Consider the following 19,427-nt stretch of genomic DNA (forward strand, 5'->3'; position numbering starts at 1 on the left):
CACGCTCCCTGCCGGGCCTCGTGCCTTGTGCGGCCACCGTGCCGTATGTATCCCGCGACAACTGTGGATCTGGCGCCGCTACGCGCGTAGAGTCCGATCCTCGCGATACGTTCACCCCCATCGCTCCGCTCTGCCCCGCGAGGAGAGTGCGTCATCAACGCGTCCAGCAGTCCCCCCGCCGTCGAACTCCGCGGCATCACCAAACGCTTCCCCGGCGTCGTCGCCAACCGCGACATCGACATCACCGTGCTCCGTGGCACCGTCCACGCCCTGGTCGGCGAGAACGGCGCGGGCAAGTCGACCCTCATGAAGATCCTTTACGGGATGCAGCGCCCCGACGAGGGGACCATCACCCTCGACGGCGAGAAGGCGGACCTGCACACCCCGGCCGACGCCATCCGGCTCGGCATCGGGATGGTGCACCAGCACTTCATGCTGGCCGACAACCTCACCGTGCTGGAGAACATCGTTCTCGGGGCCGAGCAGTTGCACGGCATCGGCGGCAAGGCCCGCGCCAAGATCAAGGAGCTCTCCGACGCCTACGGCCTCGGCGTCCGCCCCGACCTCCTCGTCGAGGACCTCGGGGTGGCCGACCGGCAGCGCGTGGAGATCCTCAAGGTCCTCTACCGCGGCGCCCGCACCCTGATCCTGGACGAGCCGACCGCGGTCCTCGTGCCGCAGGAGGTCGAGGCGCTCTTCGCCAACCTCCGCGAGCTCAAGTCCGAGGGCCTGACGATCATCTTCATCTCGCACAAGCTGGGCGAGGTGCTCTCGGTCGCCGACGCGATCACGGTCATCCGCCGCGGTACGACGGTCGGCGACGCCGACCCGAAGTCGGTCACCGTCAAGCAGCTCGCCGAACTCATGGTCGGCAGTGAACTGCCGTCGCCGGAGACCCGCGAGTCCACGGTGACCAGCGAGGTCCTGCTGGACGTCAAGGGGCTGAAGCTGGCCGCCGTCGACGCCGAGGGCATCGAGCGCACCGTGCTCGGCGACGTCAGCCTGACGATCCACAAGGGCGAAGTGCTCGGCATCGCCGGGGTCGAGGGCAACGGCCAGGCCGAACTGGTCGAGGCCATCATGGGGATGCGGACCCCCGACGCCGGGGTGATCACCCTGGACGGCGCCGACATCTCCACCGCCCCCACCCGCAAGCGGCGCGAGGACGGCATCGGGTACATCCCCGAGGACCGCCACCGGCACGGCCTGCTCCTCGAAGGCACGCTGTGGGAGAACCGCATCCTCGGCCACGTCACCGAGAAGCCCAACAGCCGCGGCGCGCTGCTGGACCTGACCGCGGCCCGCCGCGACACCGAACGGATCGTCAAGGAGTACGACGTCCGTACGCCCGGCATCGAGGTCACCGCGGCGTCCCTCTCCGGCGGCAACCAGCAGAAGCTGATCGTCGGCCGCGAGATGAGCCACCTGCCCAAGCTGCTGATCGCCGCGCACCCGACCCGCGGTGTGGACGTCGGCGCGCAGGCGCAGATCTGGGACCAGATCCGGCAGGCCCGCCGCGAGGGCCTCGCCGTGCTGCTGATCTCCGCCGACCTGGACGAACTGATCGGCCTGTCCGACACCCTGCGGGTGATGTACCGCGGCCACCTGGTCGCGGACGCCGACCCCGCCACGATCACTCCTGAGGAGCTGGGTTCCGCCATGACCGGCGCCGCTTCCGGCCACCTCGAGCACACGGACGCCGAAGGAGAGGACCGATGAAGAAGTTCGACAAGGATCGGCTGATCCTCGGCCTGGCCGCTCCCGTACTGGCGATCGTCGCCGCCTTCGTCCTCACCGCGCTCGTGCTCCTGGCCACCGGCAAGGAACCGTTCCACGCGTTCAACGTGATGTTCGACAAGGGCCTGACAAGCGACAGCCAGGTCTTCATCCTCAACAAGGCGACGCCGTACTACCTCGCCGGCATCGCGGTGGCCATCGGCTTCCGGATGAACCTGTTCAACATCGGCGTCGACGGCCAGTACCGCCTCGCGGCCTTCTTCGCGGCCGTCGTCGGCGGCGCGGTGAACCTGCCCTCCGTCATCCAGATCCCGCTGATCATCCTCACCGCGATGCTCGTCGGCGCGATGTGGGCGGGCATCGCGGGTGTGCTCAAGGTGACCCGAGGCGTCAGCGAGGTCATCACCACGATCATGCTGAACGCCATCGCCACCGCGGTGATCGGCTACTTCATGATCCCCGGCCGGCTCGCCCAGCTGCACGCGGACACCAACTCGGTCTCCACCAAGGAAATCCCCTCCTCGGGGCACTTCTTCGGGTTCGACATGGGCACGGACGGCACGATCTGGGGCTTCATCGTCATCGCCGTCCTCGTCGGCGTCCTCTACTGGTTCGGCCTCTCCCGCACCCGCTTCGGCTTCGACCTGCGGACGGTCGGTCGCTCGGAGTCCGCGGCCGGCGCCAGCGGGGTCAACGTCAAGCGCATGATCATCACCAGCATGCTGCTCTCGGGCGCCATCGCCGGGCTGGTCGGCATGCCGGTGCTGCTCAACGACGCGCACCAGTTCAGCACCGAGTTCCCGGCCGGTATCGGCTTCACGGGCATCGCCGTGGCGCTGCTCGGCCGGAACCACCCGATCGGTATCGCGCTGGCCGCGCTGCTGTGGGGCTGGTTGGAAATCGCGTCCAGCAAGCTGGAGTTCGAGGACTACGACAAGGAAATCGTCGGCGTCATGCAGGGCATCATCGTGCTCTGCGTCGTCATCGCCTACGAGGTCGTCCGCCGCTACGGCATCAAACGCCAGCAACAGAAGGTCGGCGAAGAACTCGCCGCCCAGGCCCGCACCAAGCAGGAGGCGGCAGCGTGAGCGCCACGGCTACCCCCGGCAAGACCGCCAAGAGCCCCGCGGCGAAGATCCGCGCCAAGCTCACGTTCTCCCGTGTGCTGCTGATCATCGCGGGCGCGCTGATCCTCATCTCCGCCGTACGCGCCATCACCGGCGCCAACGACATGACATCCTCCGGGCAGATCTCCGGCGCCCTGACCATGGCCGTGCCGATCGGCCTCGCCGGCCTCGGCGGCCTGTGGTCGGAGCGGGCCGGCGTGGTCAACATCGGCCTCGAGGGCATGATGATGCTCGGCATGTTCTTCGGGGCATGGGCGGGCTGGCAGACCAACCCGTGGCTCGCCGTCCTCGCCGGCATCCTCGGTGGCGCGGCCGGCGGCCTGATCCACGCCGTCGTGACCGTTACCTTCGGCGTCGACCACATCGTCTCCGGTGTGGCGATCAACATCCTGGCGCTGGGTACCACCCAGTACCTGGCCAAGATCTGGTTCAGCATGGGCAAGGCCGCGGCCGCGGGTGGCAGCCCCAAGCAGTCGCCGCCGATGGACGACATCAAGTCGTTCACCGTCCCCGGCCTCTCCGACTGGATGCACACCCTCGAAGGCCACCACTGGTTCCTGATCTCGGACATCGCCGGGATCATCGGCGGCCTCGTCACGGACCTGTCGTCGCTCACCATCCTGGCCGCGGCGCTCTTCGTGGCCACGTTCTTCGTCCTGTGGCGGACCGCGTTCGGTCTGCGGCTGCGCTCCTGCGGTGAGAACCCGATCGCCGCCGAGTCGCTGGGCGTCAACGTCTACAAGTACAAGTACCTGGCGGTCATCGCCTCCGGCGGTCTCGCCGGCCTCGGCGGCGCGTTCCTCGCCATCGTCCCCTCGCACATCTACAACGAGGGCCAGACCGGCGGCCGCGGCTACATCGGCCTCGCCGCCATGATCTTCGGTAACTGGCGGCCCGGCGGGCTCGCCATGGGCGCGGGCCTGTTCGGCTACTCCGACAGCCTCCAGCTCCGCAACGGCGGCGAGACCGTGCACGCCCTGCTGCTCGCCCTCGCGGTCGGCCTGGCCGCGCTGGCCGCCTGGCGGCTCTACCAGAAGAAGTACCTGCCGGCCGTGGTGGGCGGCGCCGTCGCCGCGCTGCTGGTCGTCTGGTACTCCCTGACCGACACGGTCCCGGACCAGCTCGTCGGGGCCACGCCGTACATCGTCACCCTGCTGGTGCTCGCGCTCGCCTCGCAGCGACTGCGGATGCCGGCGGCCGACGGCCAGCCGTACCGGAAGGGCCAGGGCAAGTGACGCATCCTCCTGCCGAGGGCTTCGACGAGCCTGCGGGTGCCGGTGCCGGTGCCGGTGCCGGTGCGGGTGCCGGTGCGGGTGCCGAGGCCGGTGCTGGTGCCGAGGCCGGCTCCGGGGCCGTCGACTCCGTCGACTGGGAGGGCTTGCGGAAGCAGGCCCAGGACATCATGTCCCGGGCCTACGCCCCGTACTCGCACTTCCCGGTCGGCGCCGCCGCCCTCGTCGACGACGGCCGTGTCGTCGTCGGCTGCAACGTCGAGAACGCCTCCTACGGAGTCGCGCTCTGCGCCGAATGCGGACTCGTCTCCGCGCTGCACGCCTCCGGCGGCGGCCGGCTGACCGCCTTCACCTGCGTGGACCTGCGCGGCAACCTCCTCATGCCGTGCGGCCGGTGCCGCCAGCTGCTGTGGGAGAACGGCGGCCCCGGCCTCCTCGTCGACACGCCGCGCGGCGTCGTCCCGATGAGCGAAGTCCTGCCGGACGCCTTCGGCTCCGAAGACCTGAACCGCTAAGGAAACCCCTGTCATGGACGTCATTTCCGTCATCCGCACCAAGCGCGACCGCGGCCGCCTCAGCGACGAGCAGATCGACTGGGTCATCGACGCGTACACGCGCGGTGTCGTGGCCGACGAGCAGATGTCCGCGCTCGCCATGGCGATCCTCCTCAACGGCATGGACCGTGCCGAGATCGCCCGCTGGACCGCCGCGATGATCAACTCCGGTGAGCGGATGGACTTCTCCTCCCTCCCGCGCCCCACCTCCGACAAGCACTCCACCGGTGGCGTCGGCGACAAGATCACGCTGCCGCTGGCCCCGCTCGTGGCCGCCTGCGGCGCGGCCGTGCCGCAGCTGTCCGGCCGCGGCCTCGGCCACACCGGCGGCACCCTCGACAAGCTGGAGTCCATCCCGGGCTGGCGCGCGTCGCTGACCAACGCCGAGATGCTCGACGTGCTGCGCGGCACCGGCGCCGTCATCTGCGCCGCGGGCGACGGCCTCGCCCCCGCCGACAAGAAGCTCTACGCGCTGCGCGACGTCACCGGCACCGTCGAGGCGATCCCGCTCATCGCCTCCTCGATCATGTCGAAGAAGATCGCCGAGGGCACGGGGTCGCTCGTGCTCGACGTGAAGGTCGGCACCGGCGCCTTCATGAAGACGATCGAGGACGCGCGCGAGCTGGCGTCGACGATGGTCGGCCTCGGTACGGACCACGGCGTGCGCACGGTCGCGCTGCTGACGGACATGTCCACGCCGCTCGGCCTCACGGCCGGTAACGCGCTGGAGGTGCGGGAGTCTGTCGAGGTGTTGGCGGGCGGTGGGCCTTCCGACGTCGTCGAGCTCACGCTGGCGCTGGCGCGCGAGATGCTCGACGCGGCCGGTCTGCCCGACGCCGATCCGGCGAAGGCCCTCGCGGACGGCTCCGCGATGGACATCTGGCGCCGCATGATCGCCGCCCAGGGCGGCGACCCCGACGCCACGTTGCCGGTGGCGCGGGAACAGCACGTCGTGCACGCCTCGACGAGCGGCGTCCTCGAAGTCCTCGACGCGTACGCCGTCGGTATCGCGGCGTGGCGCCTCGGCGCCGGGCGCGCGCGCAAGGAGGACGTGGTCCAGCTCGGCGCGGGCGTCGAGCTCCACGCCAAGCCGGGCGACTCCGTCGTGGCGGGCCAGCCCCTCATGACGCTGCACACGGACACGCCGGAGAAGTTCGCGTACGCGCTGGACGCGCTGGACGGTGGGGTGCTGGTGGGGGCGCCGGGCGCGGCGTTCGAGCCCAAGCCGATTGTGCTGGACCGGATCGCGTAACGCTGCGGGTGCGCGGGCGGGCCGGGGGCCGGTGACTCCGGGGGTGGGGTTCGAAATCGACTATTTACGGGCCTGGCGGCCCACAAATAGCTCGGCAGCATTTCGAACCCCACCCCCTCCGCCCCCGTCCCCCTCCGTCCGTACTCAGGCGTCGGGGAACTCGCCGTACCCGACTGCGGCCGCGAATGACCGCCATGCGTCGGCGGTGAAGACCAGGGCGGGCCCGTGCGGGTCCTTGGAGTCGCGGACGGCCATCGAGCCGTCTGCCAGGCGGGCGCCCTCGACGCATGCGCCGCCCTGGTTGTCGCTGTAGCTGGATGTGAACCAGGCAGCGTTGTTGAGGGCGCGGGCGCTGGTGGGCATCGGCATCTCTGCTCCTTAAGCTGCGGGGAACTCGCCGTTTTGGGTCGCGGACGCGAACGACTGCCATGCGTCGGCGGTGAAGATCAGGGCAGGGCCGTGCGGGTCCTTGGAGTCGCGGACGGCCATCGATCCGTCGGCGAGGCGGGCGCCCTCGACGCATGCGCCGCCGTGATCGTTGCTGTAGCTCGACTTGAACCAGTTGGTGTGCTTGAGGACGTCAGCCGTGGTGGTCATCGGTATCAGTGCTCCTTGATCGCTTCTTTGATCATGTTCAAGGACTCCTGCGGTCCCGGAGCGAGGGCCCGGAGTTCGGAGATCGAGTCCCCGTAGCGCTCCACGGCACTATCGCCTCTCTTGACCCAGGCGTCCGTCAGGTTCTCCAGGTAGACCATCGGCTTGAGCGCGAGCTTTTCCGGAAACTGGATGACGAAGAACGATCCGTTCATCCCCGAGTGGGCGCCGACGCGGAAGGGCACAACCTGCACGTTCACATTGTGCCGGGATTCAACTACGTTGATGACGTGGTTGAGTTGATCGCGCATGACGGTCGGGCTGCCGACTTTCCGTAGCAGCACCGCCTCGTCGATGATCGCGGTGAACTTCAGGGGCGAGTCTCCGCGACTGAGGATCGCCTGTCGGGTGGTGCGGACCGACACCACGCGGTCGATGTCCTCGGCTGGGCGTTCCCGGTGGGCGCGTTGGTGGATGGCGCGCACGTACGCCTCGGTCTGCAGCAGGCCGGGGACGAATTGGGACTCGTAGTTCTGGAGCGAGGTTGCAGTGGCCTCAAGGTCCAGGAATGCCTTGATCCCAGGGCCGATGACCGGGCGGTACTCAGGCATCAGCCACCAGTCGCGTTTGGTCTTGGTGACAGCCGCGTATCCCTGCAACCGAGCCCGGGTCTCCGTATCCGCTCCGTAGATCTCGCACAGAGCCATGACATCAGGGGTCTCGACGGACGAATTCTCCCCGGTTTCCAGCCGGGTGAGCTTCGAGGGGCTCCAGATCAGCTTCTTGACCACTTGGGCACCCTTGAGGTCGGCGGCCAGCCGCAGTTGGCGCAGTTCGCTGCCTAACTGGAGGCGGCAGAGAGCGGGCGTTGCCGCCTCCACGTCTGTGATCATCTGCTTCTCCTCCGCGCAGTGTTCCAGTGTGTGGGGGAAGGTTCCGCGCGTGCAAGGAACCTTCTGCGCCACAGCGGGAGATGTCGTCGTGGGGTGTGAAATCCCTGGTGGGACAAGGAAGTTCACGCGAAAAGTTGACGGCAGAATTCCGCTGGAGCGCTATCACCGTAGCGCCGGGAGTGCCACGCTTGCATGCGGTTGCTCACATAGAGCACGCACGACTTCGCCGAGAGTAACGGCCCCGGGACGACGGAGGCACGACGATGCAACAGGTACCGCCCAGGGGCGGAGTTCGCGATGGGGCCTCCGTGGTGACAACGCGGTGGCCGTCCTCACCCCGCTCGGTCGGCCAGGCCCGGCACCTGCTGGAGGAGACGCTCAACGACTGGGGATTGGCAGGCCTCGTCGAACCGGCTGTGCTCGTCATCTCCGAGCTGATGACGAATGCGGTGGTGCACGGACGGGTGCCGGGGCGACGGGTCGAGACGCGGGTCATTCGGCTGGCCGGCGGCGTGCGCATCGAGGTGCATGACGCGAACGGGAAGCGGCCGGAGATGCGGCAGCCGTCCGAGGACGACGAATGGGGGCGCGGCCTCGCGCTGGTGCAGGAGCTCACCCGCGGATGCTGGGGCGTGAACACCCGCCAGGGCGTCGGCAAACTCGTCTGGGCCCAGCTCGCAGCCGGGGGCAGCCACGCCAGATGAGGCCTCTGGCCTGCGGCTTCCCCGTATGGGTGAACGGGATCGGTGGACGTCCACCGGTCCCGTTCTGCATGCTGGGATCGGTGACGTACCGAACGAGGAGCACACCATGAGCGCACTCAACGTCGAGCCGGAGTCGTACAACGGCTACGGCTGGGACGACCTCGTCCGTATCTGGGAAGAGACGGACGTACCCGAGGGCTGCACGGTGGAGATCATCGAGGGGATCGTCACCGTGGCACCACCGCCCGCCAATGACCACAACAACATTGCGGATGATCTGCAACGTGAGCTGTATCGGGTGATCCCCCGAGACTGGGGCATCTTTCAAACGCAGGGGCTCGCAGTGCCGTCGCGCAAGGGCCTCTTCATCCCTGACCTGGCGGTTGTGCCGAAGGCGGCGCTGCAGAGGCCCGGTCATTTCATCGCCGCGAGTGAGGCCCGGCTCATCGCCGAGATCACCTCGCCGAGCAACCCGGGTCATGATCGGATCAGCAAACCCGCCGCCTATGCGTGCGCCGGGGTGCCGCTGTATCTGCTGATCGACTCCTGGGCACCTGGCGGTCCGACCGTCACCCTGTTCAGCGAGCCGGAGGGTGATGTCTACCGGTCTCACCACGCCGTGAAATTCGGCGATCCGATCGAGCTGCCCGCGCCGTTCGGGATCACGCTGGCGACGGGATCGTTCCCCGTCGGCTAGATGCCGGGCTCAGCCGACGCCGGGGCTTGGACGTGAGGGGGACGGGGCTGGAGGTGTAGGGGGCCGAAATGCTGCCGAGCTATTTGTGGGCGGCCACGCCCGTAAATAGTCGATTTCGGACCCCTGCACCGGAAGGCCCGGCCCCCGACCCACCACCGGCCCGAGCAGTAAGCACAGCGCGCCGCGTGGCGTAGAGGGTGATCCCCGCCACCCCAACCAGCGCCGAAAGGCTGAGGGCCACCGTCCCCTCCCACCCCGCCGCGTTGAAAGCGGAAGCGCCCACGGTGCCGCCCACGCTGTTCCCTATGTAGTACGCCGTCAGGTACAGCGCCGACGCCTGAGCCCGACCCGTCGTCGCCGTCCGGCTCACGGAAGACGACGCCACGGCGTGGCCGGTGAAGAAGCCACCGGTGATCAGTACGAGGCCGGCCAGCACCAGAACCAGCGACGTCGACAGAGTCAGCAGCAGGCCGGCCGCCGCCAGACTCACCGCGACGTAGAGCGACCCCCGGCGGCCGACCCGGCCAAGAAGCGCACCGGATCCCGCCGAGGCCGCCGTTCCCACCAGGTACACGAGGAAGATCAGGCCGACCGCGGTCTGCGAGAGCCCGAACGGCTCAGCCATCAGCCGATACCCGAGCACCGTGTAGACCGCGCCGAACACGGCCATGAAGAGCAGGCCGATCGCGTAGAGCCTGCGCAGCAGCGCGTTGCCGAGGTGGCCGGTGACGGTGCGGAGGAGGGCCGCCGGGTTGACCGGGCCGGGCTGGAAGTTGCGGGCCGGCGGGACCAGGAGGCGGAACGCGAGGGCGCAGGCGAGCGCGACGAGGCCGACGACGAAGAGGGCGGTGCGCCAGCCGAGTGCCTGGGAGACCGCTCCGGAGAACACCCGCGAGCTCATGCCGCCGATGCTGTTGCCCGCCACGTACAGGCCGATCGCGGAGGCCACCGCCTTGGGGTGGATCTCCTCGGCGAGGTACGCCATGGCGGTCGCGGGGAGCCCGGCCAGTGCCACGCCCTGTACGGCACGCAGCACGACGAGCGTGGTGAGGTCCGGGGCGAACGGGATCACGAGGGCCAGGAGAGCCGCGCTGAAGACGGAGGCGGTCATGACCGCCGTACGGCCGTACTTCTCGCTGAGCGCGCTCACCGGCAGCAGCGCGATGGCGAGGGCGGCGGTGGTGGCGGTGACCGTGAGGCTCGCCTGTGCGGGGGTCAGCGCGAGGTCGGCGGAGATCGCGGGGAGCAGTGCCTGCGTGGAGTACAGGAGCGCGAACGTGGCGAGACCGGCGGCGAAGAGCGCGAAGTTGGCGCGGCGGTAGCCGGGGCTGCCGGGGCTGAGCTTGGCGGTGGTGTCGGGGGACGGCGGAGCAGAGGCGCCCGCGCGCAGTGCGGCGGACGCCTCCGTATCGGCGGGAGGCATGCCATGAATCTAGGACCGCCGGTTTTATGCGTCCAATGCACAAACAGTGCAGTATTGATGCTGTGACGCATGAGCAGAGGTCAGCGGGGTCGATGTCATCGCCCCGCAACGGAAAAGACACTTCCGTAACAGGCCGGCCGCCGGTCGCGGCGCCGACCGTCGCGGACCTGGACGGCGAGTCCTGGGCGGCGGTGCTGGCGCCGCGCCTCGCCCAGTTCGCCGCCGTGGCGCGGCACGAGCACGTGACGCGCGCCGCGCAGCAACTCGGGATGCCGCAGTCGACGTTGAGCCGTGCGATGGTCCGGCTGGAGCAGGATCTGGGGGTCGCGCTGTTCGCCCGCCGGGGCCGCAACGTCCAGCTGACCCGCGCGGGTCACACCTTCCTGGCGTCGGCGGAGCGGGCGCTCGGCGAGGTGGAGCGGTCCGCCGAGGCGGTACGGGTGGACGCCGATCCGCACACGGGCAAGGTGGCGTTCGGCTTTCTGCACACGCTCGGGTCCGAGACCGTCCCGTCGCTGTTGCGCGGCTTCCGCGCGGACTATCCGCGCGTGCAGTTCCAGCTGGTGCAGAACTACGCCGAGGCGATGCTGGAGCGGCTGCGCGCCGGCGAGCTGGACCTGTGCCTGACGTCGCCGCCGCCGGACGCGCCGGACCTGGTGGTCCGGCGGCTCGACGAGCAGCGGCTGCGGCTGGTGGTCCCGGCCGACCACCGGCTGGCGAACCGTAAGCGGGTCCGGCTGGACGAGGCCGCGGGTGATCTGTTCGTCGCCCTCGAACCGGGCTACGGGCTGCGGCGGATCACCGACGACCTCTGCGCCGAGGCGGGCTTCGTACCGCGGCTCGCGTTCGAGGGCGAGGAGGCGGAGACGTTGCGCGGGTTGGTGGCGGCGGGGCTGGGCGTGGCTCTGTTGCCGCCGCCGGCGGTGCCGCGGCCGGGGGTGGTCGAGCTGACGGTGTCGGCGCCGCGCGCGGTGCGGTACATCGGGGTGGCGTGGCTGGACGGGCATCCGGACACGGCGCCGGTGGCGGCGTTCAAGAAGTTCCTGCTGTCGCGCCGGGGGCAGCTGCTGCCGCGGTAGGCCGCGGCCCAGGGCCAGGCCCTAGTGATGGAGGGACTGGCCGAAGCCGGAGGCGAGTGGCATTCGCAGGCCCAGCGGTGGTGGTGCCGCCAGTGCGTCCGCGATGGGGCGGGCGAAGGGGCGGTCGAGGAGGGCGCCCAGGGTGAAGTCGGTGGTGAGGGCGAAGATCTCGGCGCGGTGTTGGTGGAGGGTGTGGCCGTCGGTGTGGACCTCGAAGCGGCACACGTCGCGGTTGACCTTCTTGGCGCGTTCCGCGAGGAGGTAGGAGAGTTCGGGATCGGTGGCGAAGTCGTCGGTGCCGTGGGCTATGAGGACCTGGCGGCCGATGAGCTGTTTCACCGGATCGGGTTCCTCGCCGGGCGGCAGCCAAGGGGACAGCGCCACAACGGAGTTGACGGCGGGGTGGCCCGCGGCGTGCAGCGCCGCGCGGGCGCCCATGTCCATGCCGACGAGGCAGACCGGGACGTCGCCGTAGCGGCGGACGATCTCGCCGACGGCCCATGCGGCGTCCTCCGCCGGATGGGCGTTGCCGCCGTTCCAGCCGCGGTAGCGGTAGTGGACGACATGGGCGGCGAGGCCGTCGGCCCGGCCTTCGCGCACCAGATGGCGGGCGAGCGGCCACATGAGGGCGGCGGCCAGCGGGGAGCGGCGGCGGGTGCTGGTGGCGTCACCGCCGGGGAGGACAAGGACGACGGCGCGGACCGTCTCTCCGGTCTCGCGCCGCGGGGCGGGAACGAGTCCCGGCGCGACCGGCCGGCCGAGCCGGGCATCCCGCGCCGTTAATGCTTGCGAAGCCATGGCCCAACGATGGCAGACGGAGGGGTGTGCGCTACATGTCCGTGCGGAAAATAATCCGCCCCGGGAGGTGATCTACGCGCGTAGGCGGTATCGTTCGTGAATGCAGAGCCAGAAAACGAGCACCCCGACCCCGGACCAGATCCGTCGCGCGCCCAAGGTGCTCCTCCATGACCACCTCGACGGCGGGCTGCGTCCCGGCACGATCGTCGATCTCGCCCGCGAATCCGGCTACGCCGGTCTCCCCGAGTCCGATCCGGACAAGCTCGGCACCTGGTTCCGCGAGGCCGCCGACTCCGGCTCCCTGGAGCGGTACCTGGAGACGTTCGCCCACACCTGCGCGGTCATGCAGACCCGCGAGGCGCTGGTGCGGGTCGCCGCCGAGTGTGCCGAGGACCTCGCGGCCGACGGTGTCGTGTACGCGGAGATCCGCTACGCCCCCGAGCAGCACCTCGAAGCCGGACTGACCCTCGAAGAGGTCGTCGAAGCGGTCAACGAGGGCTTCCGTGAGGGCGAGCGCCGGGCCCGTGAGGACGGCAACCGCATCCGCGTCGGCGCGCTGCTGACCGCGATGCGGCACGCGGCCCGCTCGCTGGAGATCGCCGAACTCGCCAACCGCTACCGGGACCACGGCGTCGTCGGCTTCGACATCGCGGGCGCCGAGGCGGGCTTCCCGCCCACCCGGCACCTGGACGCCTTCGAGTACCTCAAGCGGGAGAACAACCACTTCACGATCCACGCCGGTGAGGCCTTCGGGCTGCCGTCGATCTGGCAGGCGCTGCAGTGGTGCGGCGCCGACCGGCTCGGCCACGGGGTGCGCATCATCGACGACATCCAGGTCGCCGAGGACGGTGCGGTCAAGCTGGGCCCGCTCGCCAGCTACGTCCGCGACAAGCGGATCCCGCTGGAGATGTGCCCGTCGTCCAACCTGCAGACGGCGGCGGCCGCCTCGTACGCCGAGCACCCCATCGGGCTGCTGCGCCGGCTGCACTTCCGGGTCACGGTGAACACCGACAACCGGCTGATGAGCGGTACGAGCATGAGCCGTGAGTTCGAGCACCTGGTCGAGGCTTTCGCGTACTCCCTCGATGACCTGCAGTGGTTTACGGTCAATGCGATGAAATCAGCATTCATCCCTTTCGATGAACGTCTCGCGATGATCAATGACGTAATCAAGCCCGGATACGCCGAGCTGAAGGCGGAGTGGCTGTTCCAGCAGGCCGCCGCCACACCGGCGCTGGCCAGCGGTTCTGCCACACCGCAGGGCTGATCGGAAAACCTTCGGGCGTGGCCGTGACCCCCGGGTTACGGCCACGCCCGTACATATTTTCCCCGCTTGCACCCTTCGTGATGTCATGACTACGTTCCGGAGCCATGACGACCCGAACCATGAAGACCCTTGGTGCCGCCGCTCTCGGCGTCGCCTTCGCCGCCGCTGCCGCCGGCTCCGCCTCGGCCGCCGCCCTCCCCGCCGTCGACGCCCTGGGCACGGTCGGCCAGCTCGCCGGCCAGCTGCCCACCGGCCAGGTCACCGACACCCTGCCCGGCCTCAGCACGGCCACCGAGTCCACCAAGACGGTGCTCACCGGAAGCGGCTCCACGCTGCCGGAGGCCCAGAAGGACCCGGTCGGCGGCCTCCTCGGCGGTCTGCCGGTGGCCAAGGGCGTGACGACCAACAGCCTGCCGACCGGCCCGGTGGCCACCAACGCGCTGCCCGGCGGCCTGCTCGGCGGCTGACCCTCCCGCACCACAGCACCGACCCCGCGGTGCCCAGCCGCGGACCGACCAGCGACCGCTACGCGCATCGTGACGCGGCGACGGGCCGTACCCTGCCTTCCCGGCGGGGTACGGCCCGTCGCTCTTGCTACGCTCCGCGCGTGCACATTCCCCAGAGGATCGCCGGGTTCGCGCTGCTCGCGCCCCTGTTGCTGGTCACGGCCTGCAGCGGATCGTCCGGCGGCGACACGGCCGGGGCCTCCACCGGGCCCGGCGCCACCACGCCGGCCGTGCTGCCCGCGCGCACGGCGCTGGAGCGGACGGCGCTCGTGCCGGGGGACGTGCCGGGCTTCACGGTGACGGCGGGCGATGCCGCCGGTGCGGCCGCCGACGCCACGGCGGCCGACAAGCGCGCGTGCCAGCCGCTCGCCGATCTGCTCTCCGGGCGTCCGCCGGCCGGTGCCAAGGAGACCGTCCCGAGGGCGCTCGCCCCGGCCGGCCAGAAGATGCCCGGCGCGGGCGTCACCGTCACGCTCTCCGCCTATGGCAGCGGGGGAGCGCAGAAGGCGGTCGCGGCCCTGCGGACCGCGGTTCACGCGTGCGCGGCCGGCTTCAAGCCGGTCATCGGGGGCGTCACCGGAGTGCCGGTGGCGGTCGCCCCGCGGCCCGCGCTCGAACTGGGCGACGACGATCTGCGGTTCGCGCTCGGCTTCGCGGCGGGCGGCAGCGGCGCACGGCAGGACTTCGTCGTGATCCGTACCGGCTCGACCGTCAGCATCTTCCGCGGCGCGGACGTCACCCTGGCGAAGAGCTACGACGTGCCGCCGGCGGTGGTCACCGCGCAGCTGAAGAAGCTGGGCGCGCCGGTCACCAAGCGGCGGTAGCGGACTTCTCCGCCGGGAGCATCACCCACAGGGCGATGTAGAGCAGGAACTGCGGGCCGGGAAGCAGGCACGACAGCAGGAAGATCACCCGCATCGTCGTGGCGGAGGTGCCGAACCGGTTGGCCAGCGCGGCGCAGACACCGCCGATCATGCGGCCGTTGGTGGGGCGGGCGAGGGCGCTCATCTCGTACTCCTGTCGGAAGGTCGGATGCCGGAGGTTTCCGGTGTTCCGATGTCTCCAACGCTACGAGTACATACCCTGTCGAATCATCGCTCTACGGGGCGATCCCGACCCTGGGAGTCGTCGGGGACGACCCCTGAGACCGGGCCCGGGGTCCGGGCCCGGTGAGGGCACCGAACCCGCGGCGGCGCAGCAGCCGCCGGGCCGCGGGGACGACCGCCAGATACGCCAGGGCGACGCCCGCCGTGTTCAGCAGCAGCGCGTCGATGTCGAAGATCTGGCCCGGCACCACCGTCTGCAGGAACTCCACGGACAGCGACACCATCAGTCCGGCGAAGACCGTGCGGGCGAAGGAGCCGACCCCGGGGGTGCGGATCCGGCCGCCCGTCATCGGCAGCAGGACACCGAGCGGGGCGAGCAGCAGCAGTCCCGCGAGCAGCCGCCGGGCCGCCTCGAACGGGCTCATGGCCAGGTCGGCGTGGATGGTGTCGAGCGGCCGCAGATTGGGCGCCGCCACCCAGGGAACGTAGTGCGGCCGGAGCATCAGCCATCCGACGAAGGACAGATGCACGGCGGTGAGCACCAGGCCCATCGCGCGTGCCTTCAGGATCGGGGCTTCAGGCTGCACGAGGGGAATGACGCCATTCACTTGACGACGGTTCCCGCCGTGTCCGCCGCGTCCGGCCTGGTGCGCAGTGCGGACGTGCAGAGGTAGCGCTTGACGGGGTCCGCGGCATCCGGACCGCCGAGCAGTACGGAGCGGTCCGCGAGGCCGACACCGGGCGCGGCCGTGAAGGTGCACACCAGCTGGGCCAGCGCGAAGGACGGCAGTTCGTCCAGTGACAGGTTCAGCCGCAGCGAGTCCTTCGGATCACCCGGCCTGGGGCCGGTGAGGTTCAGGTTGCCGGGCACCTCGGTGGCGAACCCGGCCTCCGCCTCCCCGGCCGACGGCCGGCGCTTCAGCTGGTCGAGCAGCTCATGGGCGGCGACCAGCCGGCTCGCCGGAGCGGGGCGCGCCCCGGTGACGTCGGAGCTCGTGACGGTCCGGGTGACCTGCGCGGCCAGCGCGCTGCACACCAGGTACACCTTCACGACGGTGGCGCCGGGCGTCTCCGGCGGGACGGTCGCCCGGGGCACGGCGCACGACACCCGGGTGGGCGCGGGTCCCGCGTCCACCGGCACGGTGGTCGTCCGGATGCCGCAGCCGCAGGTGGCGGCGGTGACGAGGGCCGCGAGCAGCGCGGCGGTGCGGAGTGTTCCGGCCCGCGAGGAGCGCAGGCCGTTCCGCAGGAGGGACGTCATGGTCGTCACGGTCGGCCGTCCTCGTCGCCCTCGGGCAGTGCCTCGGCGGGCCGCACCGGCAGGTACAGGGTGAAGACGGCGCCGCCGCCCGGCGCGTTCGCGGCGGTGATGTCGCCGTCGTGGATGTGTGCGTTCTCCATCGCGATCGACAGGCCGAGCCCGCTGCCCTCCGAACGGGCGCGGGACGCGTCCGCCTTGTAGAAACGGTCGAAGACGTGCGGCAGCACGTCCTCGGGGATGCCGGGACCGTTGTCCGCGACGCTGATGACCAGCTGGTCCTCGGCGGTCCGCACCGACACCCGGACCGGGGAGCCGCCGTGCTTGAGCGCGTTCCCGATCAGATTCGCCATGATCACATCGAGCCGGCGCGGGTCCAGGCGGACGAAGATGCCGCGCGGCGCGTCCAGCTCGACGGAGTCCAGCCAGGCCCGCGCGTCCATGCACGCCGTCACCATGTCGGCCACGTCGACCTCGTCGAGCAGCAGCCGGGCGGTGCCCGCGTCGAAGCGGGTGACCTCCATCAGGTTCTCCACCAGCTCGTTGAGCCGGCGGGTCTCACTGACCACCAGGCGCACGGCGGGCGCGATCATCGGGTCGAGGGAGTCGGCCTCGTCCTCCAGCACCTCGGTCACGGCGGTGATCGCGGTGAGCGGGGTGCGCAGCTCATGCGACATGTCGGCGACGAAGCGGCGGCTGGCGGCCTCCCGCGCGCTCAGCTCCTCCACCCGCGTCTCCAGGGCCTCCGCCGCCTTGTTGAACGTCCTGGACAGTTCCGCCAGCTCGTCCGTGCCCGACACCTTCAGCCGGGTGCCGAGCCGGCCCTCGCCGAGCTGCTGCGCCGCGACACCGAGCCGCTGGACGGGCCGCAGCACCGTCGAGGCGGCGGCCTGGGCCAGCAGGGCGGAGCCGATCAGCGCGAGCATCGTGGCGATCCCCAGCGACCAGGCCAGGGAGTTGAGGTCCTTGCGCTCCGCGTCCAGCGACTTGAGCATGTAGCCGGTCGGGCCGTCGTCCATGATCTTCGCGCCGGCCACCAGGTACGGCGTGCCGTGCAGCGAGATCCGCAGCCAGTGCAGGTGGTACTTGTTGTCCTGTTGCTTGTGCCGGGTGTTCACCGCGTCCTGGAGTGCCTTCGGCACATCGTCCAGGGTGAAGACGTCGCGGCTGGACGGCGCCGCGCACGGCCCGTTGTCCGGGGTCCTGTCGATGAGCAGCACCGCGTAGCTGCCGGGGCCGCCCATCTCGTCGGCGGCGTCCTTCAGCCCCTCGCACGGCGGGTTGACCGGCAGCGAGGCCGCGTTGCGCTGCAGCGAGTCGCGGAAGTCGTTGAGCGCGGAGTTCTGCGCACGGGTCAGCACCGCGTCACGGTTCAGCCAGTACGCGATCCCGGAGGCGGACACGGCGGCCGTCAGCGCCACCGCGGCGAACACCGCGACCAGCCGCAGCCGCAGGCTGGTCCAGCGCAGCATGCCGGTGGCCCAGCCGAAGAACCGGTCCGTCACTGCGGCGTGTCCAGGCGGTACCCGACACCGCGGACCGTACGAATGAGGGTCGGTGACGACGGAACGTCCTCGATCTTCGCGCGCAGCCGCTGCACACAGGCGTCGACCAGCCGCGAGTCACCGAGGTAGTCGTGCTCCCACACCAGCCGCAGCAACTGCTGCCGGGACAGGGCCTGGCCGGGCCGGCGGCTCAGCTCCAGCAGCAGCCGCAGCTCGGTCGGCGTCAGCTGCAGATCCTCGCCGTCCTTCGTCACCGTCATCGCCGAACGGTCGATCACGATGGAGCCGAAGGCCGCGGAATCCGTGCTGTCGCGCTCACCGCGGCGCAGCACGGCGCGGATGCGGGCGTCGAGCACCCGGGGCTGGACGGGCTTGATGACATAGTCGTCGGCCCCCGACTCCAGCCCCACGACGACATCGATGTCGTCGCTGCGGGCGGTCAGCAGGATGATCGGCAACTGGTCGGTGCGCCGGATCCGGCGGCACACCTCGAAGCCGTCGATGCCCGGCAGCATCACATCCAGCACGATCAGGTCGGGGCGCTGCTCCTTGAGCAGCTTCAGGCCGTCCTCGCCCGTCGCCGCGGCAACCACACGGTGGCCCTGGCGGGACAGGCCGAGTTCGAGGCCGGTACGGATGGCGTCGTCATCCTCGATAAGCAACAGGAAAGGCACGCCGGTCATTGTGACCTACCGGATGCCCATGTATCGAGCACTGGGGGATCTCACCTCAAGGATCGGCCTCCGGCTCACTCTGCGTGTACCGGAAGTCTCTGTGACGGGCCTGTGACACTCGGCGGACAGCGCCATGAAACTGGCCCGGCAGTCTTATGGACCTAAGGCAGCGGCATCCACACGGAGACCGACGCCGAATATCACCAAGACGGTTCCACCGACGGGGGCGCGACATGAACGCACTGCACAGCACCACCACCACCGCAGTCCTTCAGCCGCGCCAGCACACCGCCGGCCGGAACGACGGGAAGTCCGGTGCCGCGAACGGACGGGGGTGCGCTCGCGGCACCGGACGACAGACGGCACAGAGCACCGGCCAGGTGACCCGCAACCGGCCGCCGTACATGACGGCGATCGAGGGCGGCGCCGGTGCACCGGCCGCCACGGCCACCGCAACGGCCACCATTCCGGTACCGCGGCACGACAGCCTGGCGGAGGCGGAGTTCACCGCCTACGTCAAGGACCGCCGCGCCTCCCTCTACGCCACCGCTTACCACCTGACCGGTGACCGTTACGAGGCCGAGGACCTGCTGCAGAGCGCGCTGTTCTCCACCTACCGCGCCTGGGACCGGATCAGCGACAAGGCGGCCGTCGGCGGCTACCTGCGCCGCACCATGACCAACCTGCACATCAGCGCCTGGCGCCGCCGCAAGCTCAACGAGTACCCGACCGAGGAACTGCCGGAGACGGTGGGCGAGTCGGACGCGATGGGCGGCACCGAACTGCGCGCCGTGCTGTGGCAGGCGCTGGCCAAGGTTCCCGAGACCCAGCGCACCATGCTGGTGCTCCGCTACTACGAAGGCCGCACCGACCCGGAGATCGCCGACATCCTCGGCATCAGCGTCGGCACGGTCAAGAGCAGCATCCGGCGCTCGCTGCGCCGGATGCGCGAGGACGAGGCGCTGAGCTTCGGCCGCGACGAGGAGGAGTCGTTCGGCGAGCTGGTGGCCTGACGATTCGGACCGTCCACAGAACGCCGGTCGGGGGACCGGCGGGGGGGAACGGGGAAGCGGGGGGAACG

Annotated in this window: 22 protein-coding genes; 12 read left to right on the forward strand and 10 right to left on the reverse strand. The window is 70.3% G+C overall.

Annotated elements, in window-relative coordinates; translation table 11 throughout:
• The first annotated feature begins 153 nt into the window (after window positions 1-153).
• Genes O3W51_RS25735 through O3W51_RS25755 form a run of 5 tightly spaced genes read left to right on the forward strand, consistent with a single transcriptional unit; the run spans window position 154 to window position 5,902 of the window.
• Entirely contained in the window at window positions 154-1,719 is a 1,566-nt protein-coding gene (locus O3W51_RS25735) for an ABC transporter ATP-binding protein (RefSeq protein ID WP_244809846.1), read from the forward strand.
• Window positions 1,716-2,825 (forward strand): ABC transporter permease, encoded by a 1,110-nt coding sequence (locus tag O3W51_RS25740; RefSeq protein ID WP_138352223.1) that lies wholly within the window; start codon window positions 1,716-1,718, stop codon window positions 2,823-2,825. The genes O3W51_RS25735 and O3W51_RS25740 overlap by 4 nt, the downstream gene beginning before the upstream one ends.
• Window positions 2,822-4,099, forward strand: coding sequence for an ABC transporter permease (locus tag O3W51_RS25745; RefSeq protein WP_443048336.1), 1,278 nt, complete (start codon window positions 2,822-2,824; stop codon window positions 4,097-4,099). The genes O3W51_RS25740 and O3W51_RS25745 overlap by 4 nt, the downstream gene beginning before the upstream one ends.
• A complete protein-coding gene (locus O3W51_RS25750; RefSeq protein WP_269287422.1) occupies window positions 4,096-4,611 on the forward strand; it encodes a cytidine deaminase in 516 nt (171 codons plus the stop codon). Before O3W51_RS25745 ends, O3W51_RS25750 begins: the two co-directional genes overlap by 4 nt.
• Window positions 4,612-4,624: 13 nt before the next feature.
• The gene (locus O3W51_RS25755) at window positions 4,625-5,902 is read left to right on the forward strand and encodes a thymidine phosphorylase (protein ID WP_269287423.1); all 1,278 of its coding nucleotides are present in this window, start codon (window positions 4,625-4,627) and stop codon (window positions 5,900-5,902) included.
• 144 nt (window positions 5,903-6,046) lie between these two features.
• Here O3W51_RS25755 and O3W51_RS25760 read toward each other — a convergent pair whose 3' ends face one another.
• The 3 genes from O3W51_RS25760 to O3W51_RS25770 are packed head-to-tail and all read right to left on the reverse strand — an operon-like array spanning window position 6,047 to window position 7,389.
• The gene (locus tag O3W51_RS25760) at window positions 6,047-6,271 is read right to left on the reverse strand and encodes a DUF397 domain-containing protein (RefSeq protein ID WP_381585557.1); all 225 of its coding nucleotides are present in this window, start codon (window positions 6,269-6,271) and stop codon (window positions 6,047-6,049) included.
• 9 nt (window positions 6,272-6,280) lie between these two features.
• The gene (locus tag O3W51_RS25765) at window positions 6,281-6,499 is read right to left on the reverse strand and encodes a DUF397 domain-containing protein (protein ID WP_198357055.1); all 219 of its coding nucleotides are present in this window, start codon (window positions 6,497-6,499) and stop codon (window positions 6,281-6,283) included.
• Window positions 6,500-6,504: 5 nt separating this feature from the next.
• Window positions 6,505-7,389, reverse strand: a complete 885-nt coding sequence (locus O3W51_RS25770; protein ID WP_269287429.1) for a helix-turn-helix domain-containing protein — start codon at window positions 7,387-7,389, stop codon at window positions 6,505-6,507.
• 308 nt (window positions 7,390-7,697) lie between these two features.
• On the opposite strand from O3W51_RS25770, the gene O3W51_RS25775 reads away from it, so the two are divergent.
• The gene (locus O3W51_RS25775) at window positions 7,698-8,093 is read left to right on the forward strand and encodes an ATP-binding protein (protein ID WP_244809364.1); all 396 of its coding nucleotides are present in this window, start codon (window positions 7,698-7,700) and stop codon (window positions 8,091-8,093) included.
• A 106-nt stretch (window positions 8,094-8,199) separates the two neighbouring features.
• Window positions 8,200-8,790: a Uma2 family endonuclease gene (locus O3W51_RS25780; protein ID WP_138352217.1), complete on the forward strand. Its 591-nt coding sequence runs from the start codon at window positions 8,200-8,202 to the stop codon at window positions 8,788-8,790.
• Window positions 8,791-8,869: 79 nt separating this feature from the next.
• On the opposite strand, the gene O3W51_RS25785 is transcribed toward O3W51_RS25780, so the two are convergent.
• Window positions 8,870-10,213, reverse strand: coding sequence for an MFS transporter (locus tag O3W51_RS25785; protein ID WP_198357052.1), 1,344 nt, complete (start codon window positions 10,211-10,213; stop codon window positions 8,870-8,872).
• 92 nt (window positions 10,214-10,305) lie between these two features.
• On the opposite strand from O3W51_RS25785, the gene O3W51_RS25790 reads away from it, so the two are divergent.
• Window positions 10,306-11,292: a LysR family transcriptional regulator gene (locus tag O3W51_RS25790; RefSeq protein WP_138352215.1), complete on the forward strand. Its 987-nt coding sequence runs from the start codon at window positions 10,306-10,308 to the stop codon at window positions 11,290-11,292.
• Between the two features lie 21 nt (window positions 11,293-11,313).
• Here O3W51_RS25790 and O3W51_RS25795 read toward each other — a convergent pair whose 3' ends face one another.
• On the reverse strand, window positions 11,314-12,090 hold the full coding sequence (locus O3W51_RS25795) for an alpha/beta hydrolase (RefSeq protein ID WP_138352214.1): 777 nt from the start codon (window positions 12,088-12,090) through the stop codon (window positions 11,314-11,316).
• Window positions 12,091-12,190: 100 nt separating this feature from the next.
• On the opposite strand from O3W51_RS25795, the gene O3W51_RS25800 reads away from it, so the two are divergent.
• The 3 genes from O3W51_RS25800 (at window position 12,191) to O3W51_RS25810 (ending at window position 14,687) form a co-directional block, all read left to right on the forward strand.
• Window positions 12,191-13,357, forward strand: coding sequence for an adenosine deaminase (locus tag O3W51_RS25800; RefSeq protein WP_138352213.1), 1,167 nt, complete (start codon window positions 12,191-12,193; stop codon window positions 13,355-13,357).
• A 104-nt stretch (window positions 13,358-13,461) separates the two neighbouring features.
• The gene (locus O3W51_RS25805; RefSeq protein ID WP_138352212.1) at window positions 13,462-13,824 is read left to right on the forward strand and encodes an ATP-binding protein; all 363 of its coding nucleotides are present in this window, start codon (window positions 13,462-13,464) and stop codon (window positions 13,822-13,824) included.
• Between the two features lie 140 nt (window positions 13,825-13,964).
• The gene (locus O3W51_RS25810) at window positions 13,965-14,687 is read left to right on the forward strand and encodes a hypothetical protein (protein ID WP_138352211.1); all 723 of its coding nucleotides are present in this window, start codon (window positions 13,965-13,967) and stop codon (window positions 14,685-14,687) included.
• Here O3W51_RS25810 and O3W51_RS25815 read toward each other — a convergent pair.
• The 5 genes from O3W51_RS25815 to O3W51_RS25835 all read right to left on the reverse strand — a co-directional run bounded on the left by O3W51_RS25815 (window position 14,671) and on the right by O3W51_RS25835 (window position 18,346).
• The gene (locus O3W51_RS25815; protein WP_138352210.1) at window positions 14,671-14,871 is read right to left on the reverse strand and encodes a PspC domain-containing protein; all 201 of its coding nucleotides are present in this window, start codon (window positions 14,869-14,871) and stop codon (window positions 14,671-14,673) included. The two genes, O3W51_RS25810 and O3W51_RS25815, sit on opposite strands and share 17 nt — an antisense overlap.
• 91 nt (window positions 14,872-14,962) lie before the next feature.
• A complete protein-coding gene (locus O3W51_RS25820; protein WP_307811157.1) occupies window positions 14,963-15,496 on the reverse strand; it encodes a VanZ family protein in 534 nt (177 codons plus the stop codon).
• 17 nt (window positions 15,497-15,513) lie between these two features.
• Complete coding sequence (locus O3W51_RS25825) at window positions 15,514-16,170, reverse strand: hypothetical protein (protein ID WP_269287430.1); 657 nt, start codon at window positions 16,168-16,170, stop codon at window positions 15,514-15,516.
• A gap of 5 nt (window positions 16,171-16,175) precedes the next feature.
• A complete protein-coding gene (locus tag O3W51_RS25830) occupies window positions 16,176-17,639 on the reverse strand; it encodes a sensor histidine kinase (RefSeq protein WP_198357111.1) in 1,464 nt (487 codons plus the stop codon).
• Between the two features lie 29 nt (window positions 17,640-17,668).
• On the reverse strand, window positions 17,669-18,346 hold the full coding sequence (locus tag O3W51_RS25835; protein WP_187144990.1) for a response regulator transcription factor: 678 nt from the start codon (window positions 18,344-18,346) through the stop codon (window positions 17,669-17,671).
• Between the two features lie 233 nt (window positions 18,347-18,579).
• On the opposite strand from O3W51_RS25835, the gene O3W51_RS25840 reads away from it, so the two are divergent.
• On the forward strand, window positions 18,580-19,359 hold the full coding sequence (locus O3W51_RS25840; RefSeq protein WP_269287425.1) for a SigE family RNA polymerase sigma factor: 780 nt from the start codon (window positions 18,580-18,582) through the stop codon (window positions 19,357-19,359).
• Window positions 19,360-19,427: the final 68 nt, after the last annotated feature.

This window comes from Streptomyces sp. H39-C1 (assembly GCF_027158125.1).
In the GTDB taxonomy this organism is placed as follows: domain Bacteria; phylum Actinomycetota; class Actinomycetes; order Streptomycetales; family Streptomycetaceae; genus Actinacidiphila; species Actinacidiphila fildesensis.